Source organism: Trichloromonas sp., assembly GCF_034006665.1.
Lineage (GTDB): Bacteria > Desulfobacterota > Desulfuromonadia > Desulfuromonadales > Trichloromonadaceae > Trichloromonas.
Map to the genome: position 1 here is coordinate 95,439 of NZ_JAVESI010000002.1, position 22,492 is coordinate 117,930.

The window sequence follows — 22,492 nt, forward strand, 5'->3', positions numbered from 1 at the left end:
TTTGCTTGACGGTGAGATTCTTAGCATGTTCGCCCCGTTGCGGCAAGATCTTTCGCCAGGCCGGCGCGCCTTTTCCCGAGGTCCGGTAAGGAAACGAAGCTTCCTGCGATGAATTAAAACAACATTTCATATTGACAAGAAACCTCTGAACTGATTAGATGTTTCGTCTCGTCGAAAACCGTCTAAATATTTAAAATTACGCAAAATTTTAAATTTAACTAAACTTTAAGCCCTACTGTAATTGTTTTATTTTCGGTAAATGTTTTTTCCGCGCACGGGCGCCGGCAGTTGAGGAGGTTTGATGGAAGTACGCAAGTTCAAGAAGGTCATGGCCGCCAACCGGGGCGAAATCGCGATCCGCATTTTTCGCGCCTGTACTGAATTGGGCATCAAAACGGTGGCCATCTATTCGGAAGAGGACAAACTCACCCTGCACCGCTACAAGGCCGACGAAGCCTACCTGATCGGTCGGGGCAAAGGGCCCATCGACGCCTATCTGGGCATCGACGAGATCATCGAACTGGCCCGTAAAAAGGAGGTGGACGCCATCCACCCCGGTTACGGCTTTCTCTCGGAAAATCCCGAATTCGCCGAGGCCTGCGAACGGGCCGGCATTGCTTTCATCGGTCCCACCGCCGAGATCCAGCGGCAGCTTGGAGACAAGGTGGCGGCTCGTAAGGTCGCCGTCGCCGCCGGAGTGCCCGTGGTCCCTGGCACCGAGAAGCCGGTGACCAGCGAGGAAGAAGCCCTGCTCTTCGCCAAATCCTGCGGTTATCCGGTCATCGTCAAGGCCGCCGCCGGTGGCGGCGGGCGCGGTATGCGCGTCGCCTACAACCAGAAGGAACTCCTCGAAGGTCTCAAGTCGGCGGCTTCCGAGGCCAAGGCAGCTTTTGGCAACGCCTCGGTCTTTCTGGAAAAATACCTGGAGAAGCCCAAGCACATCGAAGTGCAGATCATGGGCGACAAGCACGGTAACATTGTCCATTACTACGAACGCGATTGCTCCATTCAGCGCCGCCACCAGAAGGTTATCGAACTGGCTCCTTCGCCGAACCTCTCTTCCGCCAAGCGCGAAGAGGTCTGCGCCATGGCCATGAAGATCGCTCACAGCGTCGGTTACATCAACGCCGGAACGGTCGAATTTTTGATGGACAAGGACCAGAACTTCTACTTTATCGAAACCAATCCGCGCATCCAAGTGGAACATACCGTCACCGAGATGGTTACCGGTCGCAACCTGGTGCAGACCCAGATCCTGGTGGCTGAGGGGCACAAACTTTCCGATCCGGAGATCGGCGTATCCAGCCAGGCCGATATCGAATTGCGCGGCCACGCCATCCAGTGCCGGGTGACCACCGAAGATCCGGGCAACAACTTCGCCCCCGATTTCGGCACCCTCAAGGTCTATCGCAGCCCCGCCGGATTCGGCGTGCGCCTCGACGCCGGCAACGCCTATTCGGGATCCCGCATCACACCCCACTACGATTCCCTGCTGGTGAAGATCACCACTTGGGGGCTGAATTTCAACACGGCGGCCCGCTCGATGCACCGTGCTCTGCAGGAGTTCCGCATCCGCGGGGTGAAGACCAATATCGGTTTTCTCGAAAACGTCATTACCCATTCGACCTTTCTGGATGGGCTGTGTGATACCTCTTATCTCGACACCAACCCGGAACTTTTCAAAATCCGCGAGAAGAAGGACCGCGCCAACAAGTTGCTCAAGTTTATCGGCCATACCGTGGTCAACGGCTATCCCGGTATCAAGCAGCCGCTCCGTTCCACCGACCTGCGCGAGGCCGATATCCCCGATATCCCCTACAATGCCGTGCGGCCCCGGGGGAGCCGCGACATCCTGCTGGAGAAAGGGCCGGAGGGGCTGGCCCAGTGGGCGCTTAAAGAGCGCAAGCTGCTGATCACCGACACCACCATGCGCGACGCTCACCAGTCGCTGATGGCGACCCGCTTCCGCACCTACGATCTCGAGCGCATCGCCGATGCCACCAGCTACCTCGGCGGCGGGCTCTTTTCCCTGGAGATGTGGGGGGGCGCCACCTACGACGTCTCCATGCGTTTTCTCAAGGAAGATCCCTGGGAGCGCCTTGATCGCCTGCGGGCGAAGATTCCCAACATCCTCTTCCAGATGCTGCTGCGCGGCTCGAACGCCGTCGGCTACACCAACTATCCCGACAACGTCGTCGAGGAATTCGTCGCCAAAGCGGCGGAGAGCGGTATCGACGTCTTCCGCGTCTTCGACTCCCTGAACTGGACCAAGGGGATGAAGGTGGCCATGGACGCGGTGCGCAAGAACAACGCCATCTGCGAAGCGGCTATGTGTTACACCGGGGATATTCTCGATCCCAAGCGGGACAAGTATCCTCTCAAGTACTATGTCGATCTGGCCAAAGAACTGGAAGCGATGGGCGCCCATATTCTGGCGATCAAGGATATGGCCGGCCTGCTCAAGCCCTTTGCCGCCGAGAAGCTGATCCGGGCGCTGAAGAACGAGATCGGCATCCCCATTCATCTTCATACCCACGACACCTCCAGCAACGGCGGAGCGATGCTGATGATGGCCGCCCAGGCCGGAGTCGACATCGTCGACACCGCCCTTTCCTCAGTCTCGGGTCTGACCGCGCAGCCGAACATGAACGCCCTGCTGTCGGCCCTGGAAGGGACGATCTGGGATCCCCGCCTCGATCAGCAGGGGCTGCAACAATTGGCCAACTACTGGGAGACGGTGCGCACCTACTACGCCCCTTTCGAGTCGGAACTGCGCAGCGGTACCGCCCAGGTCTATCATCACGAAATCCCCGGCGGCCAGTATTCCAACTACAAGCCGCAGGTCGAAGGCCTGGGGCTCGGCCACCGCTGGGAAGAGTGCAAGGAGATGTACCGCAAGGTCAACGACATGTTCGGCGACGTGATCAAGGTTACCCCCTCGTCGAAGATTGTCGGCGACATGGCCATGTTCATGATCCAGAACGACTTGGAGCCCGAGGATGTTTTCGAACGGGGAACGAACTATACCTTTCCGCAGGGGGTCATCGACTTCTTCAAAGGGATGATCGGTCAGCCCGTCGGCGGTTTCCCGCCGGAACTGCAGAAGATCATCCTCAAGGACGAGAAACCTCTGACCTGCCGTCCCGGCGAACTGCTGGAGCCGGTCGATTTCGCCGCCAAGAAGGCGGAGCTGGAGAAGAAACTCGGGCATGTGGTCAACGACCGGCAAGTTCTTTCGGCGGTGCTCTATCCCGGCGTCTATGAGACCTTCGATCATGAGCGCCAGGAATACAGCGACCTGTCCAAGGTGCCCACGCCGGTCTTCTTCTACGGACTGGAAGTGGGGGATGAAACGACCTTCGAGATCGAGTCGGGCAAGACGTTGATCGTCAAGCTCAACGCCGTCGGCAATCTCCATCCCGACGCTACCCGCCACATTTACTTCGAACTCAACGGCGAGCCGCGACAGGTGATGGTCAAGGATCTCTCCGTCGAGTCCGATGTCGCCGAGCACCGCAAGGCCGATTCCGATGATCCCCAACAGGTCGGCGCGCCGATGCCGGGCAAGATCTTCAAGCTGCTGGTCGCCGTCGGCGACGAGGTCAAGGCCGGGGAGACCCTCCTTTCCACCGAGGCGATGAAGATGGAGACCAACGTCAAGGCCAAAGAAGAGGGTGTGGTCAAGGAAATTCTCTTCAAGGAAGGGGATCAGGTACAACAGGGGGATCTGCTGGTGATTCTCGGGTAAGGGAAAAGACGAATCACGCCGTACGCGGCGTCTGGTGCAAACAAGAAACGGGTCGGCTCCCTCGGGAATCCGACCCGTTTCTTGTTTATACGCGGAGGAAGGTCAGAGGCAGACCAGATTGACCTGGTTGAAGTCGGTGATGCCTTGAAAGACCTTTTCGATGCCATCCTGGCGCAGGGTCACCATGCCTTCGTCGCGGGCGACCTGCTCGATAAGATCCGCCCCCGAGCGCTGACGGATGGCGAGACGGATAGCGGGGGAGTTGACCAGCAGCTCCTGGATGGCGATACGTCCGCTGTAACCGAAACCGTCGCACGCCGGACAGCCCTTGGCCCGCTGGAGCAGCAGATTGTCGTCGTAGGTGGGCATGCCGTGGCGCTCGTAATACCCCGGTCCGTAGGATTCCACCAGCTGCTCGTATTCTTCGCGGCTGGGGTGATAGGGAACCTTGCACTGGTTGCACAGGCGCCGCACCAGACGCTGGGCGATGATGCCGAGCATGGCGTCGGCAAAGTTGATGGGGTCCTCCCCCATTTCGATGAGTCGGACGATGGTCTCCGGGGCGTTGTTGGTGTGCAGGGTCGAGAAGACCAGATGCCCGGTGAGCGAGGCGGCGATGGCGGCCTTGGCGGTGATCACGTCGCGCATCTCGCCGATCATGATCACATCCGGATCGGCGCGGAGAAAGGAGCGGAGCGCCTCCTCGAAGGTGAAGCCGATCTTGGTATTGATCTGCACCTGACGCAGACCGCGTTGGGTAATTTCCACCGGATCTTCGGCGGTCCAGATCTTGCGGTTGCCGGTGTTGATCTCGGCGATGGCCGAGTGCAGGGTGGTGGTTTTCCCCGAGCCGGTGGGGCCGACGCAGAGGATGATGCCGTAGGGCTTCTTGATCAGGGCGCGGAAACGGTCGTGGTTACGTGCCGAGACCCCCAGCTGTTCCAGGGAGAGAATGCGTGAGGCGTTGAGAATCCGCAGCACCGCGTCCTCCTGCCCACCGATGGTCGGGGTGATCTCGACCCGGTATTCGATGCGTTCCTTCCCCTGTTTGAGCAGGATCTTTCCCGATTGCGGCCGCCGCCGTTCGGCGATGTCGAGGCGGGCGATGATCTTGATGCGGCTGATGATGGCGGCTTTGTACTGGGCGGCGATCTTGTGCGCGGTAAAGCATTCGCCATCCTTACGGTAGCGCACGATCAAGGGTAACGGCCCCATCTCCGGTTCGAAATGGATGTCGGAAACGCCCTTGCGAAAGGCGTCAAGGAGGATTTTGTTGACCAGGTTGATAACCTTGGAGTCCGTTTCGGCAACGCGGTCCTGTTCCTTTTCCTCCACCACCTCCACATCCATTCCGTCCAGATTCTGAATCAGTTCCTCGATCTTTTCATCCGATTCGTAGAAGAGCTGATTGATGCGTTCCTCGATCTTGTGGGCACTGGCCACCACCAGCTCGATGCGCCGGTTGGTGGCAAAGTGCAGATTTTCGCCGATGGTGGGATCGGTCGGGGTGGAGGTCGCCACCACCAGCCGATGCTCCGTCGCTTCGATGGGCAAAACCTGCATGCGTTCGATAAGTTCGCGGGAGATCAGGCGCATGACTTCGGGGGCGATCTGGATTTCATCGAGATCAATGACCCGCAGGCCGAACTTTTTGGCCAGGGTGTGCAGCAACTGGTCCTCGCTGATCAAGCCTTGTTCGACCATGATCATACCGAGCCGCTTGTGCTTTTCCGAATCCTGCCGGGCGCGGACTTCCTCCACCTGCTTGCGCGTGACCAGACCGGTTTCGATGAGAATGTCGCCGACTCGGTAGCGGGGCGGGCGATGGCCCATTTTGGCGGCATTGGCCAGAGCGTTTTCAATCGTCTCGGGGGGAAGGTTGTTCTGTTCGAGCAGCATTTCCCCCAGCCGCCGTTTGCGCAGCTGGTCCTGAAACTCCAAAGCGGTGTTCAGCGTCTTTTCATCAACTGCACCCTGCAGCACCAGGACCTCGCCCAAAGGTCGGTCGAGACGTTTGATGTTGAGCCCTCGCCGGGTGAAAAAGATGCGGGTAAACTCCGTTCCGGGTTCATCTGGGTAGGCGAATACCCCCTTGTTGAAGCGTTCATCCCGGTTGATCAGAAGACGGAACGATTCGCCGGTGGCGGTGCGCAGATCTTCAAGAATGCTGTTTTGGCGCACATTCTTGCCGGGATCGTCAAAAAGTTTGATAAAACAGATCGCCTCGAAAGGGTAAAGGACCGGCCGGTCCTCGCCGGGACGAAAGATCTCCACCCCGGCGCCCTCCGGATCGAAAGGTTGGAAGAGATGCCCCCGGCATTCACTGCCGTTGAGAAATTTGATGATCAGTTCTTTTGACACCGTTTCTCCGTCCGTATCAGGATTGATGACACATAAGTATACCCGATAAGACAACGAAGCAAGAAATCGGTCAAGAATCTCCCATGCGACCAGGGACAGGGCAGCCGTTGCGAGTGAGCCGCTTGGAAATCTTATGGTGATCAAAGTGCGGAAGACTTTTTGCCGGTGGGGAAAATACCGAATGGGTTTTGTATGAATTCTTCGCAATATCAATAGGTGTCGATTCCGGGCGGGACGGCCTGTTGACGGATCAGAGACCCTGGATGCGGAGGATAAAGAGGGTGAGGGTGTAGGTGAGGGCGGAGAGGAGGGTGGACATCATGACGATGGAACCGGCCAGTTCGGCGTCTCCTTTGAGCTGGTGGGCCATGATGTAGGTGGCCGTGGCGGCGGGAGTTCCGGCCATGAGGATGCCGATGGCCAGATCCCGATCGCCGACGCCGAGGGCGATGAGAATGACGGTCGCCAGCAGGGGGAGCCAGATCAGCTTGATGCCGGTGGCGAAGGCGGCCCGCATGAGATCGCCCTTGAGCCGTTCGAGGCTGAAACCGCCGCCGATGGCGATGAGTGCCAGGGGCAGGGTCATGTCCGTGGCGATATCCAGGGCGCGAGCAAAGACCACGGGCAGGGGCAGGTCGAGAAAACTCCAGAGGATGCCGGCGAAGGAAGCGAGAATCAGCGGGTTGAAGAGTATCTGCCGGACCCAGAAATCCGCGCCGCGCTTTTCTTCGTGGCGGTGCGGCCAGAGCAAGGCGAGAATGGCAAAAAAATTGAGAACCGGGACGAGAAAACCCATGAGGATGCCGGCACGGGTCAGGCCATCCTCGCCATAGGCGTTGAAGACGATGGCCAGTCCCATGTAGGCGAGGTTGCCGCGAAAGGCGCCCTGACTGAAGGCACCCCGCGCTTCCGGGGGATAGTGGCGGATGGCGGCGTAGGCGTAGGAAATGAAAAAGCCCCCGGCGATGGCCGCCGAGGAGCCGATGACCAGAGCGCCGTTGAAGTTGACGAGGAAGTCGGCGGTGCCGATCTTGTAAAAGAGCAGAAGCGGCAGGCAAACATAAAAGACCAGGCGGTTGGTCTGCAACAGAAAGGCCTGGTCGATCAACGCCAGGCGCTTAAGTCCATAGCCCAAGGCAATGACCAGAAAGACCGGCAGGACGATGCTTAAGATATCGAAAAAAAGAGCCATGAGGCACCGTTATCCAGGCAATTCAAGGATGTCAGCATACCCTTTTGCTTTTCGGCCTGTCCATGGGTAATTTTTGCGAGATTTGCGACGGAAAGAGAGGTTCGGGGTGTCAATTATCCGTAAATCTGTTACAATCATTGCCAGCGAAAGTGAGATAACTCACTTTTGCCTCCTGTGATTCACCCTCCCGCAAAAGGCGGGAGGGTTTTTTTTCATCCGGCGAAAGGGCTTGAACTCCCTTGGGGGCTGGGGTAAAAACGAGCCATGCGCCGTATTTAGCTTCTTCGTCTGGAAATTCTGGTTCTGTTCTCGGCGGGGCGACCCCGCTTTTCACTAGTGGCTCGGCCTTTTCGCGCATTTTCCGATATCCCCTGCTTCATCGTATGGAAAAGTACGATATCCGCAAACCCTGACCCTGGAGGCGCTCTATGGTTTTTAGATGCATCGGATACGCAGTCCTGGTCATTCTGTCGATAATGCCCTGGGGCGATTCCGCCGTCGCCGCCGAGCGGCGCACTCCGGTAGTGACGGCGGTAGAAAAGGCCGGCCCGGCGGTCGTGAATATTCGCACCGAGAAGGTGGTGCGGCGAAGCGGCTCTCCTTTCTTCGGTTTTTCCGATCCTTTTTTCGACCAGTTTTTCCGCGATCTGGCGCCACCGCGCGCCTACAAGACCCAGTCGCTTGGCACTGGAGTCATCATCGACGCCCAGGGGCTGGTTCTGACCAACGCCCATGTCATTGAGAAGGCCTCGAAAATTTTCGTGGCCTTGACCACCGGCGGACGAGAACTGGAGGCGGAACTGGTGGGCAAGGATCATCAGCTCGATCTGGCGGTCCTGCGTATTCTCGGGGCCGGCCCCTTTCCCGAACTGAAACCGGCCCGCTCCGACGATCTGCTGGTCGGCGAGACGGTCATCGCCATCGGCAATCCCCTCGGGCTTGGCCATTCCATCACCACCGGCGTGGTCAGTTCGACACGCCGCCGCATGTCCACCGAAAACAATGAATTCGGGCTTTTTATCCAGACCGACGCCCTGATCAACCCCGGCAACTCGGGGGGGCCGTTGATTAATATCAAAGGCGAGCTGATCGGCATCAACACGGCGATTATTCAGCAGGCCCAGGGCATTGGTTTCTCCATCCCCATTGATACGGCCAAGCGGGTGCTCGACGATCTGATCGAGTTCGGCCGGGTGCGTCCGACCTTTACCGGCATTCTTCCCGGAGAGGTGGGAGAGGCCTTCAGCGGTGGTCACGGCACCGGCGGGGTGCTGGTCCACGGCGTCGAACCCGGTTCGCCAGCGGAAAAGGCCGGCCTGCGGATTGCCGACGTGGTCCTGACCGTTGACGGCGATCGCGTCGGCGCGACGGATGAATACCGTTCCCTGCTGCGCACCTACACTCCCGGTGACTCCGTCCGTCTGGGTGTTCTTCGTAGCGTCGAGCCCCTGGAACTGACTCTCGCCCTCGTCGCAATTCCCGAAGGTTATGCCGTCGATTACGCCGAGCGTGTCTTCGGCCTGCGCCTGGCTGACAGCCGCCAGGGGCTGCGGGTGCAGTCGGTGCTTGCCGGGAGCAAGGCGGAGCAGCTCGGCATCCGTTCCGGCGATTTTGTGGTCGAGGTCGCCGGGGCAAGGCTCTCCTCCGTGGATGAATTCAGCCGCCTGATGGAACATTTGTATGGCCGCCAACCCCTGCGCTTTCTGGTGGTACGGGGCGGGCGCGGCTATTATGTCGATTTGTAGAAATGCAGGTGGAAAGACTGAAGACCGAAGACTGAAGGCTGAAGGGATGATATCCCCCGAGACTTCGCCCAATTAATTTGAGAGGATATTTCATGTCGCGTTTACTGGTGGATGGGGAGGCGTTGCGGCGGCCGCTGGAGCAGCAGTTTGTCCTGGACGGCTGGATCGATACCGCGCCCTTTGAGGATCTGGTGGGGTTGCGCATTGTCGAGGCGGAAGAGGGCCGAGCGCTGCTGACCCTCGATTTTCAGGTGAAACTGGCCATGGGGGGCGGCTTCATGCACGGCGGGGCGCTGACCACCCTGGCCGATACGGCGGTGGCCATGGCCATCAAATCCCTGTTGCCGCCGGGGACGATTTTCGCTACCACCGAGTTGACCACGCGCTTTCTGGCACCGGTCAGGGCGGGAAGGGTGACGGCCCGGGCCGAGGTGCGCGGCCCGGAAGGGCGTACTTTTTACGGCGAGGCCGGGCTTTTCGACGAGCAGGGGACGGAGGTCGTGCATTTCACTTCGGTCTTCCGCGTCGCTCGCAATCAGGGTTTCGATACGTGAACCGCCGGACCTTTGAGCATCTGGTGACGCGGATGATCGCCAAGATTCCCCGGGAATTTCTTGCCGAGGTGCGCAACCTCTCTTTTCAGGTGGAAACTTGGGCCGACGCCGAAACCTTGGCGGAAGTCGGTTTCGACGACCCTCGCGACCTGCTCGGCTACTATCGCGGGGTGCCGCTGGATGAGCGAACCCATGACTACATCGGCCTGCCTGACGTCATCACCCTCTATCAGGGGGCGGTGGAAAATTACCGGGATGAGACCGGCGAACCTCTCGGCAAGATCGTGCGCGAGACGATTATCCACGAACTGGCCCATTACTTTGGCTTCAGCGAGGAACAGATGGACGTCATCGAAGCACTTTGGGTCGAGGCGACGGAGGGGAGGGGGACGTCGGCGGTTTCAGACTAATCTTGACTTTTTTTGTATTCAATAGTACACATTTCAGCATCGAATTTTTATATGAAAGGATTTTCCATGCGTCTGTCCTTCTTGCCCCTCTTCGCCATCCTTTTGCTCGGCACGGCCGTCCCGTCTTTCGGCGGGGTTGCCCGCCCCGAAATCCCCCCCTCGGCCGGGGTCAAGGTCGGCGCCCTGGCACCTGACATCCAGCTTTTCGATCTGAACGGCAAGGTCGTCAACCTTGAGCAGTACCGGGGGAAGGTGGTCATGCTCAACTTCTGGGCCACCTGGTGTCCGCCCTGTCGTCAGGAGATGCCCGCCATGCAGCGGCTTCACGAAAAGATGCAGGGGCTTGATTTTGTCATGATTGCGCTCAACGTCGAGCCTGAGGGCCCCCATACGGTTCCTTCCTTTCTCCAGGGCAAGACGTTCACCTTTCCCATTCTCCTCGATTCCGGAGCCAAGGCGCAGAACCGTTACGGGGTCTTCCGTTTTCCCGAAACCTTTATCATCGGCAAGGACGGCGTCATTCTCAACCACATTCTTGGTGCCCAGGAATGGGATAATGATGCAACCGTTGACTACCTCACCTTTCTTGCGAAGGGATAAGCGCCCATGGGCAACGCCGCCGACCTGACTTATTGGATTGCCTTTTCCGCCGGGATCCTGAGTTTCTTTTCCCCCTGCGTGCTGCCGCTGATTCCCTCCTATCTGACCTACATCACCGGCCTTTCCTTCGGCCAGTTGCAAGATACCCGGCCCTCGGCCAAGGTGCGGCTGACGGTGGTGCTGCACAGCCTGACCTTCATCGCCGGTTTTTCGGTGGTCTTTATCAGTCTTGGCGCCTTGGCGGGAGTGGCTTCCGCGACCTTCCAGGTCCATTTGCGCGAAGGGCTGGTGTGGGTGCAACGCATCGGCGGCGTACTCGTGTTTTTTTTCGGTGTGCATATGTCTGGACTCTTCCACTTCGGAGTGCTTCTCGGTGAAAGGCGCGTTCAGTTGCGGGAGAAGCCGAGTGGTTTTCTCGGCACCTTCCTTGTCGGCCTGGCCTTCGCCGCCGGCTGGACCCCTTGCATCGGCCCGATTCTCGGCGGCATTCTCGCCTTGGTGGCCGGTACTTCGGCCGATTACGCCAAGGGCATTCTCATGTTGGCGGTCTATTCGGCGGGTCTCGGCATCCCCTTTCTCATCTCCGGGGTTCTCTTCCATAGTTTCCTTTCCTTTTTCAATCGCTTCCGTAAACATATCCGGATCATGGAGATCATCACCGGCGGCTTGCTGATGATTGTCGGCCTGATGCTCTTCTTCAATCTGTTCGGCAAACTCACGGGCTATCTGTACCGTTTCCTTCCCATGACCGGTTGATCGGCTGATGAAGGACGCCGATTAGCGGCGTTGTCCTTATCCTCGTCGTAGTGACGGCTCTGGTCGGCATGCCTCATTTCGCAGATTCTCAAAATCTCCTTGACCCGTCGCACTCCTTGTTGTAAATTGAAATCCAATTTCAATAAGAGGTGGCCGATGCAAGAAAAGAAACGGATTTTTAGGGATTGTTTGTCCGAGCGGGGCCTCAAGTGGACGAGCCAGCGCGAGGTCATTCTCGACGCCTTTCTCCGTTGCGATTCCCATCCGTCGACGGAGGATCTTTACCTCAAACTGCGCAAGAAACATCCCAACATAGGTTACGCGACCGTCTATCGTACCCTCAAGCTCTTCTCCGAATGCGGCATTGCCGCCTCCCGGGATTTCGGTGACGGCCAGACCCGCTACGAGTCGACCTCCGAGGCCGAACACCACGATCATCTCATCTGTAAGGATTGCGGCGCCATCGTCGAATTCGAGGATCCGCGTATCGAGGCTTTGCAGGAAGAGATCGCCCGTCAGCACGGCTACGTTCTCCTTACTCATCGTCATGAAATCTTTGGACGTTGTCCCGCCTGTCAGAAAAAGCTAGGGTGATTTTCCCGGCCCGCGGCATAAAAATGACGGCCCATCCCCAAATGGTGCGGAAGCCATTCGCCGACGGGCAGCGCTTCCATGACCCTTGGCCCTGGAAGTAAATTGCATGGCAGACAAGCTCATTTCGCAAGATCCCCGTAAAATCATCCTGGTCGGCAATCCCAATGTCGGCAAGAGTGTGCTCTTCAATTCCCTGACCGGCGCCTATACTACGGTCTCCAACTATCCCGGCACCTCGGTCGAGGTTTCTCGCGGGCACTGCGACGTCGACGGCGAACGTTACGAGGTTCTCGATACCCCCGGCATGTATGCCCTGTTGCCCATCACCGAGGAGGAGAGGGTGGCGCGCACCATCCTCCTGGAGGAAGATCCTCTGGTGGTCGTGCATGTGCTGGCGGCGCGCAACATCGAGCGCATGCTGCCCATGACGTTGCAACTGATCGAGGCGGGATTGCCGGTGATTCTGGTGGTCAATATCCTCGACGAAGCCGAGAGTGTCGGCATGGTCATCGACCTGCCCCTGTTGCAGGAAAAACTTGGGATTCCCGTGGTCGGCGCGGCTTTAGGTCGGCGCCGGGGGTTGGCGGAAATCTGTGCCGCCATCGCCGCTTTCGATCCCTTGCACCGCGCGCATTTCGCCTATGCCGCCGACCTGGAGCGGGATATTGCCCGGATCACCAGCCTGCTGCACGGCGACTACCGCCTCGACCGGCGCGCCCTGGCGCTTCTGCTGTTGCAAAAGGACGACGAGATTCATCAGCGGGTGCTGTCCGCCGAAGCTGAGCGACGGGAAGCCATCGAGGCTGAGGTCAAGGCCATCGTCTTCGAGCGCCGCGTCGATTTGCATCTGCGCATCAGTCTGGAACGCAAACGGGTCTGCAAGGGGTTGCTCGACGGTGTGATCAGCCAGCGCCAGGGGGGCGGACCGACTTTTTCCGAGCGCCTCTCCGGTTGGACCATGAACCCTTGGTCCGGCGTGCCGCTGCTCCTAGCGGTTCTCTATTTCGGTCTCTACCAGTTTGTCGGCGGTTTCGGCGCCGGCACCATCGTCGATCTTTTCGAGGGGCATCTCTTCGAGGAAATCATTAATCCCTGGGTGATCGGCCTCGGCGAGCGCTATCTATCCTGGAATTGGCTGTACGAACTGCTGGTGGGGGAGTACGGCATTTTTACCCTCGGTGTGCGCTATGCCGTCGCCATCGTCCTGCCTATTGTCGGCACCTTTTTTATCGCCTTTTCGGTCATCGAGGATACCGGCTACTTCCCCCGGCTGGCGATGCTGGTTGATCGTCTCTTTAAACGCATCGGCCTCAACGGCCGGGCGGTCATTCCTCTGGTGCTTGGTTTCGGTTGCGATACCATGGCGACCATCGTCACCCGGACCCTGGAAACGGTGCGCGAGCGCATCATCGCCACCATGCTGCTCGCCCTGGCGATCCCGTGCAGCGCCCAACTTGGCGTCATCCTCGGCCTCCTTTCCGAGGTGCCGGGGTCGCTGCTGGTCTGGGCGCTGACCCTGGCGGCGGTCTTTCTCTTCATTGGTTTTCTCTCGGCACATCTGGTGCCGGGGGAGCGGCCGATGTTTTACATGGAAATCCCTCCTCTGCGCATGCCTCAGCCGCGCAACGTGCTGGTCAAGACGCTGACCCGTATGCAGTGGTATTTTCTGGAGATATTCCCCCTTTTCATTCTCGCCTCGGTGCTGCTCTGGGCCGGAAAGATGACCGGCGCCCTCGACTGGCTGGTTCGGGTCATGTCCCCGGCGATGCTGGCTTTGGGCCTGCCGACGGAGGTCTCCGCCGCTTTCATCTTTGGTTTCTTCCGCCGCGATTTCGGCGCTGCCGGTCTCTATGATCTGCAGACCGCCGGGCTGCTCACTCCCGTACAACTCACCGTGGCGGCCGTGACCCTGACCCTTTTTGTCCCTTGCGTTGCCCAGTTTCTGGTCATGTTCAAGGAGCGCGGCGGCAAGGTTGCCTGCAGTATCTTCGTCTTCGTCACCCTGCTCGCTTTTTCCGTCGGCTGGGGACTTAACCAATTGCTCTTCTTGACCGGAGTGCTCTCATGAAATGCGGATTTTGCGGCCGGGAGATTCCCGCCGACTACGTTCAAAAGTCCTGCGGGCTGTGCAAGGGGGGCTGCCGTAAGTTACACTGTCCCTATTGCGGCCATGAAAATCCTGTGACTCCCGCCTATCTGCGTCGTCTGGCGGAGAAGAAAGAGTCTGTAAGCCAAACTCACACCGAGGATGACCATTCATGAACCTGTCGGACAAAGCCGAGGATATTCTGGAGGCCCTGTGGATTGCCACGGAAGAGGAGGGGGATAACTCCGCCCATCTCAGCGCTCTGGGGGTTGGTCCCGAGGATGAGGCCCTGCGTGAACTCGACCGCCTCGCCTATATCGAGGTGAAAGGGGAGCGGGTTTACCTGCGCCAGGAAGGCTGGCCCGAAGCGCGCATGACCGTGCGCCGCCATCGCCTGGCGGAGCGGCTGCTGATGGATGTTCTCGACCTCAAAGGCTCTTCCGGCGACGAGCGGGCCTGTGAGTTTGAGCATCTGTTGCGCCTTGGCGTCGATACCAAGCTCTGCACCCTGCTTAACCACCCCACCACCTGCCCGCACGGCAAGCCGATTCCTCCCGGCGAGTGCTGCGAGGAGGCCCGCTTGCGGGGGGAGACCGGAGTTGTCGCTCTCACCGAACTCAAGGCCGGAGGCACGGGGGAGATCGCCTATCTCTCCACCAGCGATCCGAAAAAGATGCAGAAGCTGATGAGCATGGGGGTGCTTCCCGGCAATACCCTGCAACTTAGCCGCACCTATCCGACCTTCATCTTCAAGGTCGGCCATTCGGAGTTCGCCGTCGATCAGGAACTGGCGCGGGAAATCTTCGTGCGCAAGGGGTGATGGTATGGAGGTTGAAATCCCCTCCGGTCTTCCTTTGTCCAGGGGGGTCTTTTGAACCAATTGATCGATTTTCACGAAAGGAACGCCGATGAGCGCATCCAATCCCCTCGTCCAGATCGACACTTCCCTGGGCGAGATCGTCCTCGAACTCTTTACCGAGCAGGCGCCGGTCACCGTCGAAAACTTCATCACCTACGCCAAGGCCGGCCATTATGACGGCACCATCTTCCACCGCGTCATCAAGGGTTTCATGATCCAGGGAGGCGGCTACACTTCGGGGATGGAGGAAAAGCCGACCCGGCCTCCCATCGTCAACGAGGCCCGCAACAAGCTCAAGAACAAGACCGGCACCGTCGCCATGGCGCGCACGGCGGAAGTCGACAGTGCCGCCGCCCAGTTTTTCATCAACACCGAGAACAACAAGTTTCTCGACAACACCGGTACCAGCGAGCAGGATTTCGGCTACTGTGTCTTCGGCCAAGTGGTTGACGGCATGAAAGTGGTCTACACCATCGAACAGCAGGCCACAACCAAAGTCGCCGGGCACGACGACGTACCCAAGGAAGCGATCGTCATCAACCACGTCGAAGTGCTGGATTAAGATTTGGATTGAAGTCCGATGTGGGATAAACCCGAAGCCGCTTGCGGATGAAAGTTTTGCAAACGGCTTTATTCATTTTTCGGGCTGTTGGGGGTGACGAAGAAGCTTCATGGACAGGCGTAGAAAATGATCAAACGCTTCTCTCCCGAAAATCTGGAACTTGACGCAACGCAGGGCGCTTCGGAAATCAGCTCCAAACACCTTTACCCCCCAGTAAAAAGGTTCATCAAGGGATAAAAACGCGCGGTTTCACCATGGGGTGAGGGGCGCATTTTTTATGCCGGCAGGATCAGCAGCAGAACCTTGACCGCGAGGATCTTGCCGATGAGCGCCACCGGATAGACAGTGGCGTAGGCGGCGGCGGCGTAAGGGGTGGCGGAGAGGGCGTTGGCGGAGGCGAGGCCCGAGGCGCTGGTCATGCCGCCGACCAAGGTGCCGAGGAGGCGCAGCAGACAGATGCGCAGGACGAACGTCCCGACCAGGGCGGCGAGGAGGACCGGCAGCAAGGTGACGAGCATGCCGGAGACGAGCAGCGGCCAGCCCCGCTCCTGCAAGGTGGCGACGAAGGTGACGCCGGCTGAGGTGCCGACCGCCGCCATGAAGAGGGCCAGACCGAGATCGCGGATCAGCCGGTTGCCGGCGGCGGGAATGTCCCAGATCAGCGGTCCGGTCTGGTAGCGGGCGCCGAGAATAAGCCCGGTCAGCAGAGTCCCGCCGGTGGTGCCGAGCTTGAGCGGTCCGACCAGCGGCAGAGGCAGGGTCAGATTGCCGAGGAGCAGGCCGATTAATAATCCCACCAGAATCGGCAGCAGGCTGATATCGTAGGTCGCCTTGAGGTCGTTGCCGAGCATGCGGCTGATGTTGCGCATGGCCCTTTCATCCCCTACGAAATGGAGTACGTCGCCGAGGTGCAGGCGGGTGTTGGCGTCGGCTGGCAGGTCCATGCCGTTCCGGGTGATGCGCGCCACCTGCACGTTGAAGTTTTCCCGGAAGTTGAAGAAACCGAGGGTGCTGCCGGCGAACTGACGCTTGGAGAGGACGATACTCTTTTTCCCCAGCATGCGCTCGAAGGCGATCTGTCGATCCACCGGTTTGCCGATGTAAAGTTGGACCTTCTCCAGATCGGCGGGACGTCCCACCACCCGCAGCTGATCCCCTTCCTCCAGGATCGTATCGGCTCCCACCAGAACCGGCTCGTCGGCGCCCTTGGCGAGGAGGCGGGTGATGGTCACCGGGGCGATGCTTTTGAGAAAGATGTCGGCGACGCGTTTACCGAAAAGGTTGGGGTTGCTCACCTCGATGTGCATGGAAGTGATCGGCGGGTTTTCTTCCGCCAGTTCCCGGGCAAGACGCTCTTCCTCGGCGCGGATATCGGCTCGGAGCAGGCGCGGCAGCAGTTTGATCAGGACCGCCATGCCGATAACGCCGAAGCCGTAGGTTACGCCGTAGGCGGCGGGGGCCTGTGCGTGACCGACGACCTCCACCGCCGCTGCCAGGGATGGGGTGCTGGTCATGGCACCGGAAAGGAGGCCGGCACCGGTGCCGGCGTCGAAACCGAAGAGCACGCAGCAGGCCCAGGCGACCAGAGTGCCGGCTGTGGCGATCAGCAGCACGGCGAGGGTCATGGGGATGCCGTGGCTACGAAAGGAGCTGGCGAAGCCGGGACCGGCCTGTAGGCCGACAGCGTAGATGAAGAGGGCGAGGCCGATGGTCTGTACCCCTTCCGGAACGATCAGGCCGAAGTGGCCGAAGGCCAGGGCGACGAAAATGATCCCCGAAGGGCCAAGAGAGAGATTCCACAGCCGGACCTTGCCCAGCAGTTCGCCGAGGACGATGATCGTAATCAGGATGACGATGGGGTTTTGCAGCAGGGACATGGGGAGGCAGACTGAAGGCTGAAGGTGGAAGGCTCAAGGATTGGATTAAGGTTTAGCCCATGACTTTGCTAAAGTCCAGCGGATTTCCCTTTTGCTGTTGGACGGAAAGGGCGGCCGGGGCGGGCAAAAAAGGTTTGACTTCTCCCCATGCACCTCTTTATTATTGGCAACCGTTTGAAAAACCTGTCTTTTTTTGTTTATTCAACAGGAATCCCATTTAGTCCGGCTAAAGGAGATGAACAGGCATGGCAAAGACGTACAAAGTAGCGGTTCTTCCCGGCGACGGCATCGGCCCCGAGGTGATGGCCGAGGCGTTGAAGGTGTTGGATGTTATTGAAAAGAAGTTTGACGTGAAATTCGCGCGTACCTTCGCCAACGTCGGCGGCGCCGGCATCGACCTTGAGGGCATGGCCCTGCCCCAGACCACGATCGATATCTGCAAGGCTTCCGACGCCATCCTTTTCGGCTCGGTCGGCGGTCCCAAGTGGGAAAGCTTGCCCCCCGACGAGCAGCCGGAGCGCGGTGCCCTCTTGCCACTGCGGAAAATCTTCGGTCTTTACGCCAACCTGCGTCCGGCCATCATCTTCCCGGCCCTGACCGGCGCGTCGAGTCTCAAGGAAGAGGTCATCGCCGGCGGCTTCAACGTGCTGGTGGTGCGGGAGCTCACCGGCGGCATCTACTTCTCCCAACCCAAGGGGATCGAAGGGGAGGGGGATGCGCGGATCGGTGTCGACACCATGCGTTACAGCGTGCCGGAGATCGAGCGCATTGCCCATGTCGGTTTCCAGGCGGCGCAAAAACGCGGCAAGAAGCTCTGCTCCATCGACAAGGCCAACGTACTCTCGACCTCGGTGCTCTGGCGCGAGGTGGTCACCCGCATCGGTAAGGAGTACCCCGACGTCCAGCTCTCTCACATGTACGTCGATAACGGTGCCATGCAACTGGTGCGCTGGCCCAAGCAGTTCGACGTGCTGCTCTGCGAAAACATGTTCGGCGACATCCTTTCCGACGAGGCCGCCATGCTCACCGGTTCCCTCGGCATGCTCCCTTCGGCCTCCCTGGCCGAAGGCACTTTCGGCATGTACGAGCCCTCCGGCGGCAGTGCCCCGGATATCGCCGGCCAGGGCATAGCCAATCCCATCGCCCAGATCCTGTCGGCGTCGATGATGCTGCGCTATTCCTTCGGTATGAACGATGCCGCCGACGCTATCGACGCGGCGGTGGAGAAGACCTTAAACCAGGGCTATCGCACCGGCGATATCTTCCAGAACAAGCCGGGCGAGAAAAAGGTCAATACCATGGAGATTGGCGCGGCCATCATCGCCAATCTTTAGGACTGATGAAAAACGCCCATCTGCGGTGTTGCCCTCATCCTCGTCGCTGCGACGCACCTGCTAGGTACGTCTTACCCCTCGCATTTCGGGCGCCTTGCACCTGGGCATTTTTGATCAGCCTGGTATCCGAAGGTTTTTCAGCATTCTGCTGATTGCCACAGTCATAGAGACAAGGCACGGGGAATCGCGGTTCTCCGTGCCTTCATGTTTTTTCATCCCCGAAGAAATCCAGGGAGTTTCAAATCCATGTCCAAAGAATTTAATGTCGCTGTGGTCGGTGCCACCGGCCTTGTCGGTCGGCAGTTGCTCGAAATTCTTGAAGAGCGTGAGTTTCCTGTCGGGGAAGCACGGTTTCTGGCCTCGGATAAGTCGGAGGGCGAGTTTCTCGACTTCCGTGGCGACGCGCTACTGGTGCAATGTCTCGACGAAGAGGCCTTCACCGGCATCAATCTCGTTTTTTTCTGCGCTCCGGCCGCCGTCAGCGCCCGTTTCGGTCCCGTTGCCGCCCGCGCCGGAGCGGTCTGTATCGATCTCACCGACGCTTGGCGCCACGATGCCGATGTGCCGCTGCTGCTGCCGGAGGTCAATCCCCAGGAAATCGCTCAGGCCCGGGGGAAGAAAATCATTGCTATCCCCGGCGCGGCGGCGGTCGCCCTAGCCCTGGTCCTCAAACCGCTCCACGATCTCAGCCCCCTGAGGCGGCTTGTGGTGACCAGTCTGCAAGCGGTCTCCGGGTCTGGTCAGTCCGGGATGGACGAACTCCGGGTGCAGTGCGGCGAACTTCTTAACGGCCGGCCCTGCGAGGCCAAGGTTTTTCCTCGGCAGATCGCTTTCAACTGCCTGCCGCAAACCGGCTCCTTCGCTGCCGACGGGGTGGATAACGAAGAGGCGGCGATGATTGCCGATTTGCGGCGCCTCTTCGATTTTCCCGAGCTGAAGATCAGCGTGACGACGGTGCGAATGCCGGTCTTCTATGGTCATAGCGCGGCAGTGAATGTCGAGGCGCAAGGGGCGCTCGATCCCAATCAGGCTCGCGCGGCCCTGACCGTGGCCCCTGGGGTCGAATTGGTGGACGATCCGACCGCCGGGGATTATCCCACGCCCCTCGATGCTGCCGGCCGGGACGAGGTGCAGGTCGGGCGTTTACGCGCCGATGCATCGCGCGCGGGCGGGCTCGATCTTTGGCTGGCGGCGGATAATCTGCGAACCGGGGCAGCTTTGCCGGCGGTACGGCTCGCTGAGCTACTGCTTTTAGGGAGTGAGGAATGAGGAGTGGCGTCGGTGCTGGATGATCTGATGCTGGGGCGGTATGTGCCGGGGGATTCCCCCTTGCATCGTCTCGATGCCCGGCTCAAGCTGGGCGTCCTGCCCCTTTTTGCCATCGCGAGCTTCGCCAACGACGCCCCGGCGCGGCTCGCGGCCTTGGCTTTCTGCTTGGTCACGCTCTTCATCCTTTCCGGACTGCCCTGGCGTTTTGTTTCACGGAGCCTGCGATCTTTGCGTTGGCTGCTGCTTTTTACCCTGCTGCTGCATCTTTTCCTGACCCCCGGCCGAACCCTTTTCGGCCTGGAAATGCTCTCTTATGACGGCCTCCTGCGCGGGCTCACCGTCTCCGTTCAGCTGTTGCTGGCGATGGCCTTTTCCTCGCTGCTGACCCTGACCACCTCCGCCGAGGCGCTGGCCGCTGCCGTCGCCACCCTGTTGGCGCCGCTGGGTCGGTTCGGTCTGTCGGTTGCTGAGCCGATCCGTCTCGGGCAACTGGTGTTGCGTTTTATCCCCCTCATGCGGGAAGAAGCGGCTCTGCAGATCGCGGTCTTTCGCAGCCGAGGCGAGGATCTTGGCCGGGGGTCCCCGGCGGCGCGGGGACGGCTGGCGGCGCGCATGCTGGCGCCCCTGATTATCGGTCTGGTCGAGCGTGCTGATGCCTTGGCCCGCGCGAGTGCGATGACCGGCTCGACGCTGGAATCCTCCCCCGCCGCGTTCGTCCCATCCCCTTGGAACGGTCCTTTGGCTGCCGGGGCTTTGCTGGCGCTGCTGCTTATCTGGGGTTTCCTCTAATCCCTTTTCTTCACGGCTGAATTCCGATGAAAACCATCCGTTTGACCATCGAATATGACGGCACCGCTTATGTCGGCTGGCAGATCCAGGCCAACGGCACGGCCGTGCAGCAGGTGCTGGAAGAAGCCCTGGCGAAGGTGCTTGGCCATACCGTGCGCCTCACTTCGTCGGGGCGCACCGATGCCGGGGTCCATGCCCGGGGGATGGTGGCCCATTTTCGTACCGAGCGCGAACTGCCGATGAGCGCCTATCGCGAAGGACTGAACTGCCTGCTGCCACCGGATATCGCCGTGTGCGCGGCGGTCGAGGCAGCGGGCGGGTTTCACGCCCGTTTCGACGCCCGGGGCAAATGGTATCGCTACACCCTGCACACTGCGTCGGTACGTTCCCCCCTGGCGGCGCGATATGCCTGGCATGTGCCCCGCCCCCTCGACGAGGAGCGCATGCGTCAGGGGGCGGAACTGCTGGTGGGGCGCCACGACTTCGCCGCTTTTCGCACTTCGGGTTGCGATGCCGTGACCACGGTGCGGGAAATGCGTTCGGTGGAGCTCGTGCGGGATGGCGAGCTGTTGCATATCGACGTCCGGGGGACCGCCTTTCTCCGTAACATGGTGCGGATCATGGCCGGCACCCTGGTGGAAATCGGCTGGGGCAAGATGGATCTCGATGAGCTTGCCGGGGTGCTGCGTGCGGAACCGGGGTTGCGCGCGGGGCGCACCGCTCCGCCGCAGGGGCTCTGCCTGATGGAAGTGCGTTACGAATGACGGGGTCATGAACGCCCCTTTTTTTGTGCGGGATATGAGGTCTTCGAACCGGTAGGAATCAGCTTCGCGATGCCGAAGGCTTGAGGGTCTCCGGTAAATCGAGTTCGGTGCGATCCAGTTCGTTGCGGATCCGTTCTTCCTCGACGCCGATGGTCTTGAACAGGCCGTTCACCGTCTGTTGGGTGACATAGTCGACGAGATCGACTTGCGGTTCGTCGAAGGTCGGCGGCGCAGCCGGATCGACTTCCCGCACTTTCTGTTGGGCGTGGAGCGCGGTCAGAAGTTGCCCGTACTGGGCGAGGCCGTTATTTTTCGTCAGGGACTCCATGACCACCGGGGCCAGGGTTTCCTTGAGCTTGCTTTCGGTCTGCTCTTTCAGATAGTCGGTGGCGGCGGTTTTTCCCGCGTCGAGCAGGCCCCGCGCCCGAATGGTATTGATCTGGTCGAGGGTGGAGAGAAGGATTGGGACGGCGCCGGGTACGGCGGTTTCCGCCGCCCGGTTCATGGCCAGCAACAGCGGGTTGACATCGGGCTTGGCCTGGATATCGCGAATCAGACCGAGGGCGAGATTTACCGGCGGCGGCAAGAGGATGCGAACCAGCGGGTTGTCCAGGTATCCGCCGGGGCCGGCCAGTTCGTTTGCCGCTAGCCGGATGCCCTGACCCAGTCCTTTGACCAGCTGCCTGGCCAGGTTGTTCCGGAACGTGTCTTCGGCAAAATGGGAAATCCCCGATTTCATCCGGTCGAGGGGATCGCCGCCGCAGGAAGTGAGCAGGGTCAGGGCGAGGAGGCAGGCGACGAGGGCACGCATGATGGAGACTCCGAAAGCGAGAGGGTGGGGATTTTCGACGGCGGGGATTCTAGCACTGCTTACGGCAAAAGAGGAGAGGGATTTCCGGAGTTCGCGTCTGGGGGTTCTGGGGGGCGTTGGGTTCCCCCCCCAGTCGCGTTGACAAGGCGAGGCGACTGGGGGGAAGAGCCGGCGTTTGGGC

General features: G+C 59.9%; 20 protein-coding genes. 15 read left to right on the plus strand and 5 right to left on the minus strand.

Annotation, left to right across the window (positions count from 1 at the left end; all coding sequences use genetic code 11):
- The first annotated feature begins 301 nt into the window (after nt 1–301).
- Complete coding sequence (locus tag RBR25_RS01730) at nt 302–3,748, plus strand: pyruvate carboxylase (protein WP_432817802.1); 3,447 nt, start codon at nt 302–304, stop codon at nt 3,746–3,748.
- 102 nt (nt 3,749–3,850) lie between these two features.
- Here RBR25_RS01730 and RBR25_RS01735 read toward each other — a convergent pair whose 3' ends face one another.
- The 3 genes from RBR25_RS01735 to RBR25_RS01745 form a co-directional block, all read right to left on the minus strand.
- Nucleotides 3,851–6,109, minus strand: a complete 2,259-nt coding sequence (locus RBR25_RS01735; protein ID WP_432817803.1) for an ATPase, T2SS/T4P/T4SS family — start codon at nt 6,107–6,109, stop codon at nt 3,851–3,853.
- A 250-nt stretch (nt 6,110–6,359) separates the two neighbouring features.
- Nucleotides 6,360–7,301 carry an AEC family transporter gene (locus RBR25_RS01740; RefSeq protein WP_432817804.1) on the minus strand — a complete coding sequence of 314 codons (942 nt, stop codon included), beginning with the start codon at nt 7,299–7,301 and terminating at the stop codon, nt 6,360–6,362.
- A gap of 109 nt (nt 7,302–7,410) precedes the next feature.
- The gene (locus RBR25_RS01745; protein ID WP_432817805.1) at nt 7,411–7,659 is read right to left on the minus strand and encodes a hypothetical protein; all 249 of its coding nucleotides are present in this window, start codon (nt 7,657–7,659) and stop codon (nt 7,411–7,413) included.
- Between the two features lie 70 nt (nt 7,660–7,729).
- Here RBR25_RS01745 and RBR25_RS01750 point away from each other — a divergent pair, with 70 nt between their 5' ends.
- The 10 genes from RBR25_RS01750 to RBR25_RS01795 all read left to right on the plus strand — a co-directional run bounded on the left by RBR25_RS01750 (nt 7,730) and on the right by RBR25_RS01795 (nt 15,467).
- Nucleotides 7,730–9,046, plus strand: coding sequence for a trypsin-like peptidase domain-containing protein (locus tag RBR25_RS01750; protein ID WP_432817806.1), 1,317 nt, complete (start codon nt 7,730–7,732; stop codon nt 9,044–9,046).
- Nucleotides 9,047–9,138: 92 nt separating this feature from the next.
- Nucleotides 9,139–9,600: a PaaI family thioesterase gene (locus tag RBR25_RS01755; protein ID WP_432817807.1), complete on the plus strand. Its 462-nt coding sequence runs from the start codon at nt 9,139–9,141 to the stop codon at nt 9,598–9,600.
- Nucleotides 9,597–10,010 (plus strand): metallopeptidase family protein, encoded by a 414-nt coding sequence (locus RBR25_RS01760; RefSeq protein ID WP_432817808.1) that lies wholly within the window; start codon nt 9,597–9,599, stop codon nt 10,008–10,010. Before RBR25_RS01755 ends, RBR25_RS01760 begins: the two co-directional genes overlap by 4 nt.
- Nucleotides 10,011–10,076: 66 nt before the next feature.
- A complete protein-coding gene (locus RBR25_RS01765; RefSeq protein ID WP_432817809.1) occupies nt 10,077–10,610 on the plus strand; it encodes a TlpA family protein disulfide reductase in 534 nt (177 codons plus the stop codon).
- Between the two features lie 6 nt (nt 10,611–10,616).
- On the plus strand, nt 10,617–11,366 hold the full coding sequence (locus tag RBR25_RS01770) for a cytochrome c biogenesis CcdA family protein (RefSeq protein WP_432817810.1): 750 nt from the start codon (nt 10,617–10,619) through the stop codon (nt 11,364–11,366).
- Nucleotides 11,367–11,522: 156 nt separating this feature from the next.
- On the plus strand, nt 11,523–11,960 hold the full coding sequence (locus tag RBR25_RS01775; protein WP_432817811.1) for a Fur family transcriptional regulator: 438 nt from the start codon (nt 11,523–11,525) through the stop codon (nt 11,958–11,960).
- A 106-nt stretch (nt 11,961–12,066) separates the two neighbouring features.
- Nucleotides 12,067–14,028, plus strand: coding sequence for a ferrous iron transport protein B (gene feoB, locus RBR25_RS01780; RefSeq protein ID WP_432817812.1), 1,962 nt, complete (start codon nt 12,067–12,069; stop codon nt 14,026–14,028).
- Nucleotides 14,025–14,222, plus strand: coding sequence for a hypothetical protein (locus RBR25_RS01785; RefSeq protein WP_432817813.1), 198 nt, complete (start codon nt 14,025–14,027; stop codon nt 14,220–14,222). Before feoB ends, RBR25_RS01785 begins: the two co-directional genes overlap by 4 nt.
- Nucleotides 14,219–14,866, plus strand: coding sequence for a metal-dependent transcriptional regulator (locus tag RBR25_RS01790; RefSeq protein ID WP_432817814.1), 648 nt, complete (start codon nt 14,219–14,221; stop codon nt 14,864–14,866). The genes RBR25_RS01785 and RBR25_RS01790 overlap by 4 nt, the downstream gene beginning before the upstream one ends.
- Nucleotides 14,867–14,954: 88 nt before the next feature.
- Nucleotides 14,955–15,467 (plus strand): peptidylprolyl isomerase, encoded by a 513-nt coding sequence (locus RBR25_RS01795; RefSeq protein ID WP_432817815.1) that lies wholly within the window; start codon nt 14,955–14,957, stop codon nt 15,465–15,467.
- A 275-nt stretch (nt 15,468–15,742) separates the two neighbouring features.
- Here the strand turns inward: RBR25_RS01795 and RBR25_RS01800 are convergent, their stop codons facing one another.
- Nucleotides 15,743–17,344, minus strand: coding sequence for an aspartate:alanine exchanger family transporter (locus tag RBR25_RS01800; RefSeq protein WP_432817816.1), 1,602 nt, complete (start codon nt 17,342–17,344; stop codon nt 15,743–15,745).
- Nucleotides 17,345–17,589: 245 nt separating this feature from the next.
- Between RBR25_RS01800 and leuB the strand changes: the two genes are divergently transcribed.
- The 4 genes from leuB to truA all read left to right on the plus strand — a co-directional run bounded on the left by leuB (nt 17,590) and on the right by truA (nt 21,500).
- Nucleotides 17,590–18,678 carry a 3-isopropylmalate dehydrogenase gene (gene leuB, locus RBR25_RS01805; protein WP_432817817.1) on the plus strand — a complete coding sequence of 363 codons (1,089 nt, stop codon included), beginning with the start codon at nt 17,590–17,592 and terminating at the stop codon, nt 18,676–18,678.
- A 246-nt stretch (nt 18,679–18,924) separates the two neighbouring features.
- Entirely contained in the window at nt 18,925–19,947 is a 1,023-nt protein-coding gene (locus RBR25_RS01810; RefSeq protein ID WP_432817818.1) for an aspartate-semialdehyde dehydrogenase, read from the plus strand.
- Between the two features lie 12 nt (nt 19,948–19,959).
- Nucleotides 19,960–20,736 carry an energy-coupling factor transporter transmembrane component T family protein gene (locus tag RBR25_RS01815; RefSeq protein ID WP_432817819.1) on the plus strand — a complete coding sequence of 259 codons (777 nt, stop codon included), beginning with the start codon at nt 19,960–19,962 and terminating at the stop codon, nt 20,734–20,736.
- A gap of 26 nt (nt 20,737–20,762) precedes the next feature.
- Entirely contained in the window at nt 20,763–21,500 is a 738-nt protein-coding gene (gene truA, locus RBR25_RS01820; protein ID WP_432817820.1) for a tRNA pseudouridine(38-40) synthase TruA, read from the plus strand.
- 58 nt (nt 21,501–21,558) lie between these two features.
- Here the strand turns inward: truA and RBR25_RS01825 are convergent, their stop codons facing one another.
- Nucleotides 21,559–22,311, minus strand: coding sequence for a DUF4197 domain-containing protein (locus RBR25_RS01825; protein WP_432817821.1), 753 nt, complete (start codon nt 22,309–22,311; stop codon nt 21,559–21,561).
- Nucleotides 22,312–22,492 lie beyond the last annotated feature (181 nt).

What these genes read in the sequence shown, in the direction of transcription:
- RBR25_RS01730 (WP_432817802.1), top strand. Translation starts at nt 302, where the DNA reads ATGGAAGTACGCAAGTTCAAGAAGGTCATGGCCGCCAACCGGGGCGAA.
- RBR25_RS01740 (WP_432817804.1), bottom strand. Translation starts at nt 7,301, where the DNA reads ATGGCTCTTTTTTTCGATATCTTAAGCATCGTCCTGCCGGTCTTTCTG.
- RBR25_RS01745 (WP_432817805.1), bottom strand. Translation starts at nt 7,659, where the DNA reads ATGCGCGAAAAGGCCGAGCCACTAGTGAAAAGCGGGGTCGCCCCGCCG.
- RBR25_RS01750 (WP_432817806.1), top strand. Translation starts at nt 7,730, where the DNA reads ATGGTTTTTAGATGCATCGGATACGCAGTCCTGGTCATTCTGTCGATA.
- RBR25_RS01755 (WP_432817807.1), top strand. Translation starts at nt 9,139, where the DNA reads ATGTCGCGTTTACTGGTGGATGGGGAGGCGTTGCGGCGGCCGCTGGAG.
- RBR25_RS01765 (WP_432817809.1), top strand. Translation starts at nt 10,077, where the DNA reads ATGCGTCTGTCCTTCTTGCCCCTCTTCGCCATCCTTTTGCTCGGCACG.
- RBR25_RS01770 (WP_432817810.1), top strand. Translation starts at nt 10,617, where the DNA reads ATGGGCAACGCCGCCGACCTGACTTATTGGATTGCCTTTTCCGCCGGG.
- RBR25_RS01775 (WP_432817811.1), top strand. Translation starts at nt 11,523, where the DNA reads ATGCAAGAAAAGAAACGGATTTTTAGGGATTGTTTGTCCGAGCGGGGC.
- feoB (WP_432817812.1), top strand. Translation starts at nt 12,067, where the DNA reads ATGGCAGACAAGCTCATTTCGCAAGATCCCCGTAAAATCATCCTGGTC.
- RBR25_RS01785 (WP_432817813.1), top strand. Translation starts at nt 14,025, where the DNA reads ATGAAATGCGGATTTTGCGGCCGGGAGATTCCCGCCGACTACGTTCAA.
- RBR25_RS01790 (WP_432817814.1), top strand. Translation starts at nt 14,219, where the DNA reads ATGAACCTGTCGGACAAAGCCGAGGATATTCTGGAGGCCCTGTGGATT.
- RBR25_RS01795 (WP_432817815.1), top strand. Translation starts at nt 14,955, where the DNA reads ATGAGCGCATCCAATCCCCTCGTCCAGATCGACACTTCCCTGGGCGAG.
- RBR25_RS01800 (WP_432817816.1), bottom strand. Translation starts at nt 17,344, where the DNA reads ATGTCCCTGCTGCAAAACCCCATCGTCATCCTGATTACGATCATCGTC.
- leuB (WP_432817817.1), top strand. Translation starts at nt 17,590, where the DNA reads ATGGCAAAGACGTACAAAGTAGCGGTTCTTCCCGGCGACGGCATCGGC.
- RBR25_RS01810 (WP_432817818.1), top strand. Translation starts at nt 18,925, where the DNA reads ATGTCCAAAGAATTTAATGTCGCTGTGGTCGGTGCCACCGGCCTTGTC.
- truA (WP_432817820.1), top strand. Translation starts at nt 20,763, where the DNA reads ATGAAAACCATCCGTTTGACCATCGAATATGACGGCACCGCTTATGTC.
- RBR25_RS01825 (WP_432817821.1), bottom strand. Translation starts at nt 22,311, where the DNA reads ATGCGTGCCCTCGTCGCCTGCCTCCTCGCCCTGACCCTGCTCACTTCC.